Source organism: Patiriisocius sp. Uisw_047 (genome assembly GCF_047730165.1).
Taxonomy (GTDB): domain Bacteria; phylum Bacteroidota; class Bacteroidia; order Flavobacteriales; family Flavobacteriaceae; genus Patiriisocius.
In genome coordinates, this window is the sequence record NZ_CP159834.1 from 1,851,314 (window position 1) to 1,866,352 (window position 15,039).

The window sequence follows — 15,039 nt, forward strand, 5'->3', positions numbered from 1 at the left end:
GCGTGTAAAAAGACGCTTACTTTTTGGATAAACACAGAGCCGAATTTTTATATTTTGTTTTTAACTTATCAATATTAAAAGCCAAATATAAAAATTTGGTGGTCATTGCAAATAAACACAGACCTCTCGGAAAAGCCTATAATAGCTATGTTTTATATACGTTGTTAGCAAAAGTTTTTTATTCATTAGTCATAAATTCAGTCACTACAGAACTTTTTTTAGATTCCATTTGGCTAGTCCAACTATCTATCCACCATCTGCCTTGTCCATAATGAAGTTGAATACTACTCAATCCTTTATAATTTGTAGGAGTTTCAGGTTCGTTTCTAACTTCAAATACGCTCCAAACTTGAACGATATTTCCAAATTGACTGACTTTTCTTTTTAGTTCTTGTTCATAGAAATCTGTTCTCTCGGATAAACCTGATTCAATATGAAGTGCATCCAATGTGAGTGTTTCAGCTTTCCCATTTTCGTCTAAGAAGATTATATGAGCATTTTTAGAATGAATATAATTATCCCTTTCAAATTCCCACGGGTCCTGACTTGAGCCTGAGCTTACTTCATAATATGCCTTTATAATAGCGTCTATTGATTTTACGTCATTATCATATTTGTCTTCGTTAGTTTGCCCGAAAATTGAATTGAAAGCGAAAATTATGCTAATTGAAGTAAGTATTATTTTATTCATATCGATTGGTTTTAAATTTTCGCTAACGGCTTGTGTATTTTGCGTATCCCAAAGGGTATGCACTATACAACCTTTGTTAGCAGTAGTTTTTATTTATGTTTCTTGACTTTATCGATACCCTCAATTCTTAGCTTAGGTTTGCCCTCTGATATTCTTAAACCATAACTTTCCGGGAATGATATTCTATAATTCTCAACAGCAACTTCACACTCATATTGACTGTTAAAGGGGCCGATGTAAACCGAATAATACTCATTTGTGCTTAATGATGTTGGATAATCAGGAATCCATAGATATCCAGCTTTATAACCTTTAGCTATTAGTTTATCCTTTTCTATGATGGCATCTTTTTTCTCCTTAATAGCTGAAATGTTAATTATATAAAAATCTTCTTCTTGTTTAATAGGTATGTTTTTAATCTCGACTTCCTTTTTGTTTGTTGTTTTCATCACATCTGCTTCGTTCCAACCAGTTAATATAGCTGTTATTCTTGTTGATTTCTTGGGATGTGTTTCAGAATCTAAATTACTTCCAATTGTTTCCATAGCTGCAATTGCATCATCAGAAGTGCTTCCAAGCGTTCGTAGGATAAAGCCTGAATACTTATCAGCTTCTAATTCCATAATTTTCCTGCTTTCACTAACAAGAGTGTGTCCAGCCAAATGATGTCCTATTTCGTGGGCTAGAATACTAATTTGAGCCCATTTATTATTGCTCTTATCAGTAACATTTTTCATAAATTCAGGATTGTATAAAATATATCTTTCTAAAGGACCACCATCTTCTGAATATATTAATGCAGCTGCATTTGGTACATCAGCAGATAATATTTTGAAATTTGAAGGTAAGCCTGTATTCTTTAAGATTAATTGTGCTTCCTCATTAGCTGAAGATTCAGAATTAAATGAGTATATTTTTTCAATTGATTGACCTGAGGAATAAGTACAGAATTTATGTTCTGAAGTTATTTTTAAGACCTTAATTGAACTAGTAGATTCACCTTTGTCTTTAATATCTGACTTACAGCTAATAAAACCTGTTAAAAAAATTAGTATCGGAATAAATTTCATTTTCATTTTTTTATTACTGCTAACGGTCTAGTATAAGAATAGTAGCGGGTTTTTACGCACTAACTTTTAGGTTAAAGACAGACCTTTTTTATATTTACTGTCTTTTGTGTTAGCGATTAAACCGCTATTATTTTTATACATTGTTGGCAACTGGCTTTTATCTATATTAAAGGTAAGGTAAAATATGTTTTTCAAAAATCATTTCTGGTTGTTGTGTTTTTCCATTTCTGTAATTTCCAGATGTAATAACAACAACTGTTTGTAAACAAGGAATTACAAAAATATATTGTCCTCCATTTCCTCTTGCTTCAATAGATTTTATGTTCTTTTCGTTAGCGTTATAAGTATTATGCCACCATAAATATCCATAACCGTTTTTATCAGTCACATTCTCTAAATTACGATAGTTTTTAAATGAGTTTTTAACCCATTTTTTAGATATAATACGTTTTGATTTCCATTTTCCTTTATTCAGATAAAGTTCTCCAAATTTCAACATATCTTTTGGAGTGAGGTACATTCCACCTCCGAAATATGGTTTATCTCTTAAATCCGTTTGAATGATGTAATTTGAAATTTCCAATTTTTGAAATAAAAACTTATCAATAAACAATTCTAAAGGTTCAGAAACAACTGAATCCATAGCAACACCTAGCAAAGCGGGGTTTGCTGAACCATAATTAGCCTTAGTATTTGGCTTATGAATCATTGGAGCTTTTAGAATTGCTTCAATCCAATCAGGTGTTCTTTGGTAATTATCTTCTGTTGCAGAAGATTTTGGATTTGCATTGATGCCATAATCTATAGCATCTATTCCAGAACTCATTGTTAAAAGACTCTGAATATTAATTTTCGTTTTTAGACTGTCATTATAAGTTTGATATTTTTCAGGTAGAAAATCAAAAATAGATTGGTCAACATTTTTAAATAGTGACTTATCTTTAGCTATACCAACAATTGCGGATGAAATACTTTTTGAAGCAGATTTCATATCGTGTGGAATATTTGCATTGTAACCATCAAAATAATTTTCATATATAATTTCTCCTTTTTTCGAAATCACAACAGAATGTGTATTAGGAAATGAATCCTTTGAAATAAGGTTTTCCATTTCAGTAAGTTTTAGAATGGAAGTGTTGTTGTTGTCATTTTTGAAACCACCAATTTCCCAATTGGTTATAGATTTTTTTAGTTCTATTTCCGTAAGTAAATTGTCTCCTAAAAGTAGGCTTAATTGAATTTTATTTTTTTCTAGCTTTCCTTTAAACTGTAATCCAGTTTTAAAATCAATAAAAGAAATCAAATTATTTTCTTTTTGAAAATTGTCACACCAAGTTCCTGTAAATCGGTTATCTCCAAAAATTGGATAAGCTTCATACTTATTTCCTTCTCCATTTTCAACACTTAAATAAAAATTTAACGATTTTAACTCATCTATCATTAATATATTCCAAGTACCTAAAAAAGAGTTATTGTCTGATTGTGTAAGTTTTAAGTGATAAAGAAGTATTCCAGACTTTATGAATCCGTTAATTTCTTTACCGTTTTTAGATAACATACCTTTAAAAGAATAATTTTCTGCAAATGGAATTTCTAACTGTTTATTATTCTTTGCTATAATTGGGTAATCAATAATTTTTTTGTTGTTAGAAATTTTAAATTTTGCATTTTCCTTCCCTAAATTTTCTATTTCAACTTTTAGATTGAATACTTTCGGATTTTCTAAAATTCCTTCCCAGCCACTTGTGTATTCTGCCATATCTTGGGCATAGGCTGAAAATGAAAAAAGAGTAGAAATTATTAATATCAAGTTTTTAATTCTCATTTTTTAATTGATTTTTGATGAATTACAAAGTTGATATTATTCTATTTACCAAAATTGTATATAATTAACATTAGGAAATATTTTTTAAAAATTTTGTTGGTGTTGAATTATATATATGTTTAAAATTTGAAATAAAATGGCTTTGGTCATAAAAACCACATTGATAACAAATTTCAGTCATCGAAAACTTTTTTGAGGCAAGTAAATGAAACGCTTTATTTAATTTAATCAATCGAATGTAATTGCCAAGACTTGTTCCAAAATACCTATTGAACTCTCTCGATAAATGTATTGGATGGATTTCTAACTTAGAACTTAAACTTTTTAAAGAATAGTCTATTTTTTCCTCAATCAATAAATCTTTTAGTTGCTTTACCCAAATTGGTTTTTTTGAATTCCCTTTCTTTGATTCTTTTATAGTGTTGAATATATCAATCAAATTATTTTCAATACTTAGATTTGAATATTGGTCATTAATTTTAGTCTCAACAAATATATGGTTCATCAAGTTCTTTATAATTGGGTTCTTTAAATTGATACTTCCTTCAAAATCTGTTATCTGAATATCGAAATTTGAAAACCAATTCTCGTTCAATTCAATGTGAAATCCTCTTGTAAATTCAGGAGGTTTTATATTGTAATGTGAGTCTTGCCAATTATGAAATAGTAGGTTTCCTGGCTCTAAATAGTATGATTCTTTTTTGTTAGATTCAAATAATTTACCTTGAAGTAAATAAGTAAAATATGGATTTTCGTGATAATGCCAATCAACCTTACTATGTGTGTATTCAGTATCGGTAATTATTAAATTTTCAAAAGCTGACTTTTGATAATGTGTTCCGTAGAATTCTCCTGTTTTTAGTTTATTCATTCTGTTTCTTCAGCTTGTTGCCAACGTTCAGTATAAGAAACGTAGGGCAGGTGAAAAGCACTTTCGTTTCGGTTTATTACTTAGCTAAATATAAATATTTTGCTTTTATCTTTTCTTCTATAAACGCCAAATTTTATATTTAGCGGACTTTGTTAATATTTACAGACCTTTCGTTTTAGCACAAACGCCCTATGTTTTTTATACATTGTTGGCAACTGGCTTTTTTATTTCGATGTTTTGAATTCTATTAAATATGGTTTCAATGGGATACTTTCTTCTGTCCTAAAATTGTTTGTAATAAATATTTGATATTTTTTATTAGGCTCTAAATCTACTGGTATTGTCCAAGAAATGTTGTCTTCTCCCCAATTCCTTCCATTCAACGTTCCTTTTGGGAATGCAGCCTGTCCTAAATCTCCAAAATCTACACTTGTATTATGTCCATTTAAAGATTGTGAGAACTCAACAGTTATTTCATTAGTTTTCGGATTAACATTTTGTGCTTTATTCTCAAACTGCTTAATTCTTATAACGGTAGGACGTTTGCTCTCAAATATTTGATAAAGCTTGTCGAGTGGTTTAGAAAAGAAATTAGTTCTATTTACAAAATCTTCAATTTGACTTTCATTCGTGTAGTCCAATTCAATCATTTCTTTTATTGCTGACTGTTTGTCTTTTGCTTTATTGTAATTTATTTCAGCGATTGAATAACCTATATAATAACCTAAATCTCTTGTGTTAAATTCATTTGAAAAATCACTCCAAAGCCAATGATGAACATTGTTTCCATAAAACATTTCTTCCTCAAATTTCTTTTTTACCTTTTCATTTTGTTTTCCATAAGCTATGGCAGGTGCAGCAGATGAAACATTCATTGCGATTACAGAAACAAATTCAGCTATTCCCTCACGAAGAGTGTAGGATAGTAAATTGTCAACTTGTCTATTTTGTTGTGTATGAACATATTCGTGAACATTTAATAAGACTAAATTATCTATTGGGTTACTGTCAAAATATTTACGCCTACCTTTTCCTAAATCTCCTTGGAATTCAGATGCAATTGTATTTTTATCTGACATTGCTAATTCACTTCCGATAAGAACCAAACTGTCAACGGTAGTTCCATTAGTTCTTAAAGCTCCAATGGTAAAATAAATTCTTGCAGGTTTTAACTCCGGATAAATCTTTCGCATTTTTTCTATACCTTCTTCTAATTCAGAAACATACATTTCCGTTTTAAGAGTGTTTTTACGAACAGAATTCCAAAATTTAGGATAATTATTTATTGAATTTATATAATCTTGTGGTATATAATTTCTTGCTTGCTTAATTCTTTCCAAACCTACTGTTCCCTTTTGAAAGTATAAACTATCAAGATATTTATATTGTAAAATAGAATCTTGTGTAGAAGTGATTTCATCATATGCTTTCCAGAAATTTGTAATATCAGACGTTATGATGTTCCGATTCGAGTCATTAACTTTTTTGTCGCATCCAAAAAGTGTGAAAATTAAAAGTGTTATTAAAAATGTATTTTTCATTGGTTAGTGTTTCATCTAAAGACTATGGCTTTTGAATTTTGTTACAGTTCTTAGTTTTGCTTATTGCCAACGTTTATGTATAAGAATAGTTGCGGGTTTGTATGCGAGGATTTTCCGAAGGAAAATCAGACGTTACAAACACGCAACGACCTTTGATTAAGCACTAAACCGCGATTATTTTTATACGGTGTTACCCAACGTTTTTTATTCATTTTTCGTTACAAATCGGTTTTTTATTAAATTCCATTTATTTTCTTTTCGGTCAAATACAAAACGAATATCAGGTTGATAACCATTCGTTCCTCCACAACCAACTGAAAATTCCGCTTTTTTAAATCGTATTCCACGTTGAAAAAATATTCCTCTTTTCGCAGTTACAGAAACGTCTCCAAAAATTATGTCAATTGTATCTTTTTCAATTATTTTATGGTTCAGACGAATTATGCTAATCGGTTTTCTCTTTTTAATTGATAAGTCAATTAGTTCTTCGTTTGTTAAAAACTTAAATCGGTCAGACACATTCAGTTCCGCAATCCTTTTTCCATAACCACTCATTTCCACGTAATTCCATCCGCTCGCCAAAATCAAATCAAAACGACTGTTTAATGCTCTTACATAAAGGCTGTATAATTCAGTCGGCTCGATTGAGTTCAATCCGTTTTCATTTTGGTCAAGTTTATTTTCTTGTCCAAAACTTAAAATTCCGATTAAGGTCAATATGATTACGAATGCTTTTTTCAAATGTTGGGTAACGTTTAGTATATGAGTAGTGCGGATGAAGAATGGCGATAGCCATTCGGTAGGGCACAAGCTGATTTTTACAAATTTCGCTTTTTATCTTTTTGGTGTCAAAAGTCGAATTTGTTAAAATTCGGCGGTCTCCCAAATATACTTGAACTTTTAATTAAGCACAAAATCCCGCATTGCTTATATACTTTGTTGCCATTAGTTATTCCCCGTACTAATTATGTTCGATTTTCCATCTCGCATAACATTCAGTATTCCAAAACCTTGTCTAGTGTAAAACATATTTACTGAATCAGCAATTGTTATCTTGATATCTTGATAATTTCCTGCAATTCTTGTTTGAAATTCAGCATTGGATAATTCGAAATCAAGAAGTTTGATAAATTCCGTTTTTGAAAAGTTCAGAATTGTGTCCGATTTTGTTCCGTAAAAGTTATTCCTAATGTCACTTTTAATTCGGACACTATCTTTTCCAACAGCAACTTTTGAATACACGACATAATTTCCGCCGTGACTATTTTTAATTTCTACTTCAAATCGACTTCCGTAATCTCCAATTTGTTTTTTAATCAGCAAAATCGGTTCGTATGCGCTTTTTGAATAATCCGGAAACATTGATTTTTTCGACTTACAAGAAGTCAAAATCAAAAGCACAAATGTCAATTTAAGCAGGAATTTCATAATTAATGGCAACGTCTTCGTGTATGATTGCGTTGCGTGTTTAAGTAACTAAATTAGTAAAAGAAAACGAGCCAGAGGAAAATCCGCAGGATTTTCCAAGTAATCATTGCACTAGCAATGAATTATACACGTTGTTAGCAACTGGCTTCATTCAATTCTCCTTGCCTTAAGTTTAGAATTTAGTAATTATAATTAGTTTCATTCACCCAATGAAACTTTCGATTGATTAATCTAAAATCAGATTTAGGTTTTCTATTAAACTGAATGAAGAGGGAATCACCATCTAAAGACCCATTCAATTCCAATTGTTGGGGATTAGTAAACGTATAAGAAAAGCGATGCGGTATAGAATCATTCACACGTCTAAAAATAACTTCTTTCAAATCGGAATTAATTTCAAATTGATATCTCTCCAAAGAATCTGTCATTTTTTTTATAATTGCTTTTCTCTTCTCATCAACAATTAAATATCTCCATCTGTATGTGTCATCTAAAAGTGGAGGTATAGTGTCCATGTCTTTTACAAATCTTTGAGTTTCCCAAATACCATAGAAATCAGATTTCTCCTTCAGCTGTTCTTGAGCCCTAAATCTAATAAAGATTTGTAGAATAACAATTCCTATCACTAAAATGACTAAAAACCTTTTGCTTATTAAAATGATACTTTTCAAAGTTCTATTTTTTAATGGGAAATAATATTCCACTTTTTCTATTATTTTGTTTTTGAAGAAAAAATCAAATGTTCGTTGTCCATTAGCCAATAATAATACCATGGCCATAAAGACTAGGTGAGCTGAAACTAATTTTACTGGAATGTCATAGGTTAAATTCATCATAAGAACATTGCTCATTACTCCAATGATAATGAGACTGCCTAATGTGACTGTTTTTCGGAAAATCAGTAAAATTCCACCAAGTATTTCTGCAAATCCAATAAAAATATTATAATAAAGGGAATGCCCCATAAAAGTCCAGGCTAATCCCATAGGCGACATATCTCCAACAGTTTGCAGCAAACGTTCTAGGCTATGGTCAGCAAATTGACCTTTAAAAACTTTAACAAGACCGTAAAGAAGCATTGCAAAAATTAGGGTAAATCTAATGATAACTTGAAACCAGTAAAAAAGCTTATTATATGATTTTCTTTGGTGGTCGATTACTGACCAGATTAAAACTATGGTGGCAGTTAGGAATAGGTTAAAACCTAACCTCACATAATCAAAGGCTCTATCTCCGCTCCCTGTACTTTCCATTTTAAAATCAGCTCCCCAATTCAAAAAGTTGTCAGCAAACCACCGTAACAGACCCTCCAAGAAAAGTGATAAGAATAATAATAGGATGTACAAAACGATGTAAGTGAAAATAAATCGGAATATGAGTTTATTCATAAATTTCCAATGTTCTTTGTATTCTTGAGATAAAATCATTTAGGTAAATTGTTGAACTCAGAGTGATTATTTCAGCTTGTTGCTAACGTTTAGTATATGAGCAGTGCGGATGAAGAATGGCGATAGCCATTCGGTAGGGCACAAGCTGATTTTTACAAATTTCGATTATTAATTTTTTTTTGGGGAATATGTCGAATTTGTTAAAATTCGGCGGTCTCCCAAATATACCCGAACTTTTAATTAAGCACAAACTCCCGCATTGCTTATATATGTTGTTGTGCAACGGTTATCTCGCTAACCTAATCCGCCATATTTGTACCCAATAATTTCTTTATTAGTTAAATTAACTTTGATTTCAAAATAGCATCTACCTCCATCAGATGTATTTGTTCGTTCTCTTCTTAAATCATAAATTTCCCCCAAGTCGTTATTACAAAAGAAATTAATCCAGATCAATTTTTCGCCTTCTTCATTCAACGCAGCAACATATTGTCTGTCATATTGATATTTGTTTTCGTCATATTCATTTTTCGTAGCAGAACGCCATTCAGATATTGTTTTTTCAACACGCCCTTTTATTACATTTTCTACAAAAATTATTTCTTCGTGCGATAATGTTGTCGGTTCAGCATCAACAAACAGAGGGTATGTTTCGTTTGGATTAAATTCTAAAATATAATATTCAGAGTTACCTATTATGCCAACATTTGAGTTCTTTCGTAGTGATTTACACGATACGGCTAAAATCAGAAACACAAATATTAATTTTCTCACAATGTTTATTTTTAACTGTTGCACAACGTGTTTGTACAAGATTTTTTGCGGCGGTTAGGCAGCTAATTTACTAAATAATAACAGACAAAGAAAGTACGCGAGTACTTTCGTAAGTGAGCCAGAAATAAAGCAATTAATTTTGTACGGTGTTGGCTACCGTTTTTTTTAATTCAGATTATTAATTTAAAATTCAGCATATTTTGAAAGTTCGTATTAATTTAAACTATCTTTTTGTATTCCTTCTTTTTTGTTCAATAATGGGTTCTCTACTTGGATTTTTTGTTCACTCTTACTTTCGTCAGTCTTCCAAAATTCAAGAGTTAGAACTGTTATTAAAAAACTCAAAACACTAATTATGGCAGCAAATATTATTAGTTTTTTTCCGATTTTAGTTTCAAATGTCTTAAGGCGCAAGTCTAAGTCAAGTAATTTGTCGGCTTTTTCTTCACGTTTATTTTTTTTAATTCTTTCATTTTCTTTGTCTTTTTCAATTTTAGTAAACCCTCCGTTTTTTAAAAAAGGTTTTATCATTCCTGTAGATTGTATTCCTTCTTTTTTTCTAAAACGTATAAAGTCTTTTATTAATTCTGGTTTTTCTCTTCTAATTTCTGAAATAATGTTTTCGACTTGGTCAATATTTAATTGTTTAAAAACATATTCTTGTAATCCTTCTTTTTCAAAGTGTGATTCAGGATGATTGCTTATATGTTCTAAAAGTAAATCTTTATCATTCATTCCTTTTGAGTGTGATTGGCAATGGTTGCCAACGGTTTGTATATGAAAAGTAGTGGCTTAAAATGTACTATTTTTCAGTTTATTACTATTTTTTATTGATTTGCTCATACTTTAGATTTAGCGCTGAAAAAGCTATTTTTTATATACATTGTTGGCAAATCGTTTTACTATATTAAAACTTTTCAGTTCTATATAAAGTTTCCATTTTCATCATAATATTTCCATTCCCCAGTTCGTTCTCCATTTTCATATTTTCCAATATTATGTAACTGCCCATTTTTGTGATAGAATTTCCATTCCCCAGTTTTTTTTCCATTTTCATATTTTCCAATATTATGTAACTGCCCATTTTCGTGATAGAATTTCCATTCCCCAGTTTTTTTTCCATTTTCATTTTTTCCAATATTATATAACTGCCCATTTTCGTGATAGGATTTCCATTCACCAATAGGTTGACCATTTTCCCATTTTCCTATTAGAGATAACTGCCCATTTTCATAATAATATTTCATTTCACCCTTAAGAAATCCATTCTCATATTTAAGAATAGACTCTAACTGCCCATTTTCATAATAATATTTCCATTCCCCAGTTCGTTCTCCATTTTCCAATTTTCCAATTTCATTACCCTTATCTTCAAGATTCGAAACATACATTGTGCTAAATGTAAATTCTTCAAGATCAAGATCAAATTCTTTGTTATTAACGTATATTTCCCAATTACTCACCGGACCGTCTGTTAATTTCCCCATTTGATATTCACCTTTACAAGATTCCTGTACCACTGGCTCAACAATAAATACAAAACTTTTCCAATCTGGAAAATTCACACAATGAAGTCCATTAAGATCTCCTTCATTATCGTACATTTGATTTATTAATGCTGGAGCTTCTCCATCTTCAGTTGTAGCTAATTTTGCAGTTCCCACTTTGAGTCCAATAAAGTTAAATTCTGATATTAGGTCAAGACTACCTTGAGTGTACTTTATACGAATAGAACCTTTATCTGTCACTCCTTGCCTTTGACTTTTGTAATAAGTTATAGCTCCTTTAACTGTTTCTTCACACTTTGGTGTAAAAGTTTGGGCTGAAATACCTGTGCTTAAAGCTATAGAGAGGATAAGGAAGATTAATTTTCTCATAATTTTTGGTTAATTATATTTTCTATAAAAACAATATGTGGTCAACTTTTGAAGAAGACAGTTTTTTTAGTTTGGTTAATATTTCGATTATTTCTTGGTTCATCTCAAATGTTTGCCAACGTTTAGTGTATGGGCTGTGGCGTGTTCAGTCACAGACCAATATCAAAAGGGTACTTTTCATTGGAAAATCCGAAGGATTTTTCAAGTAGGGTAGGACAAGCCATAGCTTATACACCTTGTTAGCACACGTTCTTTATTTTTTAAGTCAGATTGACACGCTTTCTGGCTCGTACTTTTTATTAAGTATCCAATATAGTCATAACCATTTAAAGTCCGTTACGGTATTCCGTAGTACGTTTCTCCTCTGGTATTCGATCAGATTAAAATCGGTTGAGAAGTAGAGAGGTTCAGTCTTACATTTTAACAATAAAAAAAACCCGAATCCATTCCGTCGTTTTTATCCGTCAGAGTAAAATCCGGCGCAATGATTTTCAGTTCTAGTTAAGTTTTTCTTTTTCTCCTAAAAACCGAAAAAAAATCCGATTGGATTTCTGCAATTTTAGGCTTGGTAAACTGTGTGCTAACGTTAAGTATAAGAAATCGTAGGGCAGGTGATAAGCACTTTCGTTTCGGTTTATTACTGAGCTAAATATAAATATTTTGCTTTTATCTTTTCTACTATAAACGCCAAATTTTATATTTAGCGGACTTTGTTAAAATTCACAGACCTTTCGGTTTAGCACAAACGCCCTATGTTTTTTATACAATGTTACCACACGTTTTTATTAATTGATATCTCCACCAACCGATAAACCACTAGGCACTCCATCAGGAACAGTCTTGTCAAAATTTTCATCATTAAGTGTTCTTAAAAATGCAACTATTGCATCAACTTCATTTTCGTCAAAATTGAGTCTTTGAGCATCTTCGTCGTTTTGTTCAAAATTATTATAAAAATTAACTGCTTCTTCTAATGTTGAGAAAGTTCCATTATGAAAGTAAGGTCCTGTGACTGATAAGTTTCTTAAGGTTGGTGTTCTAAATTTACCGTTAACACCATTGTCATTAATACCATCATCTTCTATTCCTAAATCGTGTAATTCGTAGTCCGAAAACATAGGACCTCCGTGACAAGCAGTGCAATTCATTTCAAGAAAACTATTAAGACCTCTTATTTCAAAACTAGTTAAAGCGTTTACATCTCCTCTGGCATATTGGTCAAACCTACTGTTATTTGCAATAATTGTTCGCTCATAGGCCGCAATGGCTTTGCTAATTTTATCTCCATCTATCGCATTAGGTGAACCAAAAGCATCATTAAACATAGTTACGTATTCAGGAATATTTGCTAACCTCTGCGAAACAATTGCAATAGCATTTTCCTCGGAATATGCGTTACCTCGCATTTCAGGCATTGATTTGATGGGTTCTAAAGATTGTTCCTCCAAAGAACTCACTCTGTTGTCCCAAAACATAGCGGTGTTGCTTGGGTCATAGTTTCCATTTACATCTATTCCGTTAAACGCAGAATTTATTATTGTATTTGCATTTCTATCAACAATTGCTCCTCCTGTTCTTACTTCTCCTAAACCACTTCCACCAACACCTATACTTCTTGCTAAATTATCCCCCCAACCTTTATCAGGATGATGACAAGTTGCACAAGCTACATCAAAGTTTCCTGATAATACAGGGTCCCAAAACAATTTCCTCCCTAATTCAACTTTTTCAGAGGTAGTTGGATTATCAACAGGGTCTATTACAAATTCGGGTAAAGCACCTATTCTTTCATCAATCGGTACATAAACTCCCTCATCAGTCGAGCAGGACACGGAAAATAGTAATAAGAGTAAAAAATAAATTGGATATATGTTCTTAAAGATTAATTTCATTTCAAATATTATTAGAAGTTGTAATATATACTTAACCCAAGTGTTGTTCCTAGGTTATTTAATTGGTTAACATTAAGTTGTACATTAATATTTTTAAAAATATAATATCCAACACCTAAATTGGCTGTATAACCAAATTCGTTGAAAGTAGATTGAATAGTTCCTTCTATTAATTGCGTTGAAAATTTTTCGTGAGCATAAAGTCCACCTACATTTAGAGTTGTATAAAAAGGTCTATCTTTTATATTGAAGAGGTTGTAATAAACACCCACCCCTAAGTCTATCAATGTTATAGAAGAACCCGATCCATCTACATCGGTTGAAAAGCCAGTAGTTCCGTAATATCTTAGTTTATCCTTATTTTTAAAAAAATAGTTTGCTTCGACACCAACTAAGGTTGAGTAACTATTGTTTAGTTCACTACCTGCAGGAATAAAATCTCCCTTTAGCCCTATTTGCCAATTTCTGTCTTGTCCATATGTATTATATATCAGGCTAAAGAAAATTATAATTATCAGAAATTTTTGCTTATTCATGTGATGAAAACGTTGTTGATTTTGTTTTATTGTTTGTCAAATGTGTGGTAACGGTCTTGTATAAGAATAGTGGCGGCTTTAAGTCCACATACCTTTCAGCTTAGACCAAAGTTTGTTTTTATTACTGTTATTCGTTTTGGCAGATACTCCGCCATTATTTTTATACGTTGTTGCCACCAGTTTTTCTTCATTTTCAGTGTTAAGTAGTTGTTCAATTTCTCCTTCTTCCCAAGTCCATAAATGACTGCTCTTTTCGTCTGCCCAAAATCCTTCAAATTTGGTTTCAATCGATTCTTTTGAAAACACTTTTTCATTTATTGCTATAAAAAAAAAGAAATAGTCCCAACTGATAGCAAAGAGTATTGATTTGTTATTATCATAAATGTAATAATCCTTAATGTCAATTTTCTCGCTGAAATCATTTGGTGTTAAGCCATTCAGGTCAATTGTTTTTTTGTTTTCATAAAATTCGTCTTCTACATCTACTTCATAAATTCCATTTGATATTAGAATTTCAAAAATTGACGATTTAGTAAAAAAGTCAAACGCACCTTCTGACGGATGCCAAATATTGTTCTTGTCCGAAAATTGATTTAAAATCTCCAATAAGTCTTCGCGTTGTAATTTCTTTTTAAAAGCTCCAATTGAAGTCATTAAGGCTTTATTAAGCTCTTTATTGTCATTCAGTTTTGTGTTTTGAATTACTTCTTTCCAAGTTACTTTCTTTCCGTTTTGAGATATTTCTTCATCTGATGGATAGCATTCATTGGGTGAATATATTGTCACATTTGAGTGATTTCCAATTTTCTCAAAAAGCTTATCCTTTTTTCGAGCTTCTTCGATTGAGATTACTTTTTTCGAGCTATTTGATTCACAATGTTCTTTGTCAAGTTTGAAAAATGGCAGAAGTCCTATGTAAACCCTATCAAATTCAGAGTAATGTTTCAACACAGGTGTTTCTTCGTCTGGATATAGGTTCTTATTTTCTATTTCGCTCATTTTTAAAATTGGTGGCAACGGTCTTGTATATGGTTTGTTGCGTTTTCAAGCGATTAATTTAGTAAATAAAAACCGAATATAAAATCCGCGAGGACTTTCGTAAGTAGGCTAAAACTAGCAATAAATTATATACGGTGTTGTAACACG

Annotated in this window: 14 protein-coding genes; all 14 read right to left on the reverse strand. The window is 31.2% G+C overall.

Annotated elements, in window-relative coordinates:
- Nucleotides 1–178 precede the first annotated feature (178 nt).
- The 14 genes from ABXT71_RS08155 to ABXT71_RS08220 all read right to left on the reverse strand — a co-directional run bounded on the left by ABXT71_RS08155 (nucleotide 179) and on the right by ABXT71_RS08220 (nucleotide 14,892).
- The gene (locus tag ABXT71_RS08155; protein WP_415370835.1) at nucleotides 179–691 is read right to left on the reverse strand and encodes a hypothetical protein; all 513 of its coding nucleotides are present in this window, start codon (nucleotides 689–691) and stop codon (nucleotides 179–181) included.
- 89 nt (nucleotides 692–780) lie between these two features.
- Nucleotides 781–1,767, reverse strand: a complete 987-nt coding sequence (locus tag ABXT71_RS08160) for an SPOR domain-containing protein (protein ID WP_415370836.1) — start codon at nucleotides 1,765–1,767, stop codon at nucleotides 781–783.
- A gap of 160 nt (nucleotides 1,768–1,927) precedes the next feature.
- Complete coding sequence (locus tag ABXT71_RS08165; protein WP_415370837.1) at nucleotides 1,928–3,586, reverse strand: serine hydrolase domain-containing protein; 1,659 nt, start codon at nucleotides 3,584–3,586, stop codon at nucleotides 1,928–1,930.
- A gap of 70 nt (nucleotides 3,587–3,656) precedes the next feature.
- The gene (locus ABXT71_RS08170; RefSeq protein ID WP_415370838.1) at nucleotides 3,657–4,457 is read right to left on the reverse strand and encodes a helix-turn-helix domain-containing protein; all 801 of its coding nucleotides are present in this window, start codon (nucleotides 4,455–4,457) and stop codon (nucleotides 3,657–3,659) included.
- 224 nt (nucleotides 4,458–4,681) lie between these two features.
- A complete protein-coding gene (locus ABXT71_RS08175; protein WP_415370839.1) occupies nucleotides 4,682–5,998 on the reverse strand; it encodes a hypothetical protein in 1,317 nt (438 codons plus the stop codon).
- Nucleotides 5,999–6,202: 204 nt separating this feature from the next.
- Nucleotides 6,203–6,739, reverse strand: a complete 537-nt coding sequence (locus ABXT71_RS08180) for a hypothetical protein (RefSeq protein WP_415370840.1) — start codon at nucleotides 6,737–6,739, stop codon at nucleotides 6,203–6,205.
- 204 nt (nucleotides 6,740–6,943) lie between these two features.
- A complete protein-coding gene (locus ABXT71_RS08185) occupies nucleotides 6,944–7,426 on the reverse strand; it encodes a hypothetical protein (protein ID WP_415370841.1) in 483 nt (160 codons plus the stop codon).
- Nucleotides 7,427–7,605: 179 nt separating this feature from the next.
- A complete protein-coding gene (locus ABXT71_RS08190) occupies nucleotides 7,606–8,853 on the reverse strand; it encodes a DoxX family protein (protein ID WP_415370842.1) in 1,248 nt (415 codons plus the stop codon).
- 255 nt (nucleotides 8,854–9,108) lie between these two features.
- Nucleotides 9,109–9,588 carry a hypothetical protein gene (locus tag ABXT71_RS08195; protein ID WP_415370843.1) on the reverse strand — a complete coding sequence of 160 codons (480 nt, stop codon included), beginning with the start codon at nucleotides 9,586–9,588 and terminating at the stop codon, nucleotides 9,109–9,111.
- A gap of 213 nt (nucleotides 9,589–9,801) precedes the next feature.
- Nucleotides 9,802–10,323, reverse strand: a complete 522-nt coding sequence (locus ABXT71_RS08200; protein ID WP_415370844.1) for a hypothetical protein — start codon at nucleotides 10,321–10,323, stop codon at nucleotides 9,802–9,804.
- A 188-nt stretch (nucleotides 10,324–10,511) separates the two neighbouring features.
- Nucleotides 10,512–11,465, reverse strand: coding sequence for a toxin-antitoxin system YwqK family antitoxin (locus ABXT71_RS08205; protein ID WP_415370845.1), 954 nt, complete (start codon nucleotides 11,463–11,465; stop codon nucleotides 10,512–10,514).
- A 785-nt stretch (nucleotides 11,466–12,250) separates the two neighbouring features.
- Complete coding sequence (locus ABXT71_RS08210; RefSeq protein WP_415370846.1) at nucleotides 12,251–13,357, reverse strand: cytochrome-c peroxidase; 1,107 nt, start codon at nucleotides 13,355–13,357, stop codon at nucleotides 12,251–12,253.
- An 11-nt stretch (nucleotides 13,358–13,368) separates the two neighbouring features.
- Nucleotides 13,369–13,893 (reverse strand): hypothetical protein, encoded by a 525-nt coding sequence (locus tag ABXT71_RS08215; protein WP_415370847.1) that lies wholly within the window; start codon nucleotides 13,891–13,893, stop codon nucleotides 13,369–13,371.
- A gap of 78 nt (nucleotides 13,894–13,971) precedes the next feature.
- The gene (locus tag ABXT71_RS08220; protein ID WP_415370848.1) at nucleotides 13,972–14,892 is read right to left on the reverse strand and encodes a DUF2711 family protein; all 921 of its coding nucleotides are present in this window, start codon (nucleotides 14,890–14,892) and stop codon (nucleotides 13,972–13,974) included.
- Between the last annotated feature and the right edge of the window lie 147 nt (nucleotides 14,893–15,039).

Coding starts and splice junctions, on each gene's coding strand:
- ABXT71_RS08215 (WP_415370847.1), bottom strand. CDS start 13,893: ATGAATAAGCAAAAATTTCTGATAATTATAATTTTCTTTAGCCTGATA.
- ABXT71_RS08165 (WP_415370837.1), bottom strand. CDS start 3,586: ATGAGAATTAAAAACTTGATATTAATAATTTCTACTCTTTTTTCATTT.
- ABXT71_RS08205 (WP_415370845.1), bottom strand. CDS start 11,465: ATGAGAAAATTAATCTTCCTTATCCTCTCTATAGCTTTAAGCACAGGT.
- ABXT71_RS08175 (WP_415370839.1), bottom strand. CDS start 5,998: ATGAAAAATACATTTTTAATAACACTTTTAATTTTCACACTTTTTGGA.
- ABXT71_RS08210 (WP_415370846.1), bottom strand. CDS start 13,357: ATGAAATTAATCTTTAAGAACATATATCCAATTTATTTTTTACTCTTA.
- ABXT71_RS08155 (WP_415370835.1), bottom strand. CDS start 691: ATGAATAAAATAATACTTACTTCAATTAGCATAATTTTCGCTTTCAAT.
- ABXT71_RS08170 (WP_415370838.1), bottom strand. CDS start 4,457: ATGAATAAACTAAAAACAGGAGAATTCTACGGAACACATTATCAAAAG.
- ABXT71_RS08220 (WP_415370848.1), bottom strand. CDS start 14,892: ATGAGCGAAATAGAAAATAAGAACCTATATCCAGACGAAGAAACACCT.
- ABXT71_RS08200 (WP_415370844.1), bottom strand. CDS start 10,323: ATGAATGATAAAGATTTACTTTTAGAACATATAAGCAATCATCCTGAA.
- ABXT71_RS08160 (WP_415370836.1), bottom strand. CDS start 1,767: ATGAAAATGAAATTTATTCCGATACTAATTTTTTTAACAGGTTTTATT.
- ABXT71_RS08185 (WP_415370841.1), bottom strand. CDS start 7,426: ATGAAATTCCTGCTTAAATTGACATTTGTGCTTTTGATTTTGACTTCT.
- ABXT71_RS08190 (WP_415370842.1), bottom strand. CDS start 8,853: ATGATTTTATCTCAAGAATACAAAGAACATTGGAAATTTATGAATAAA.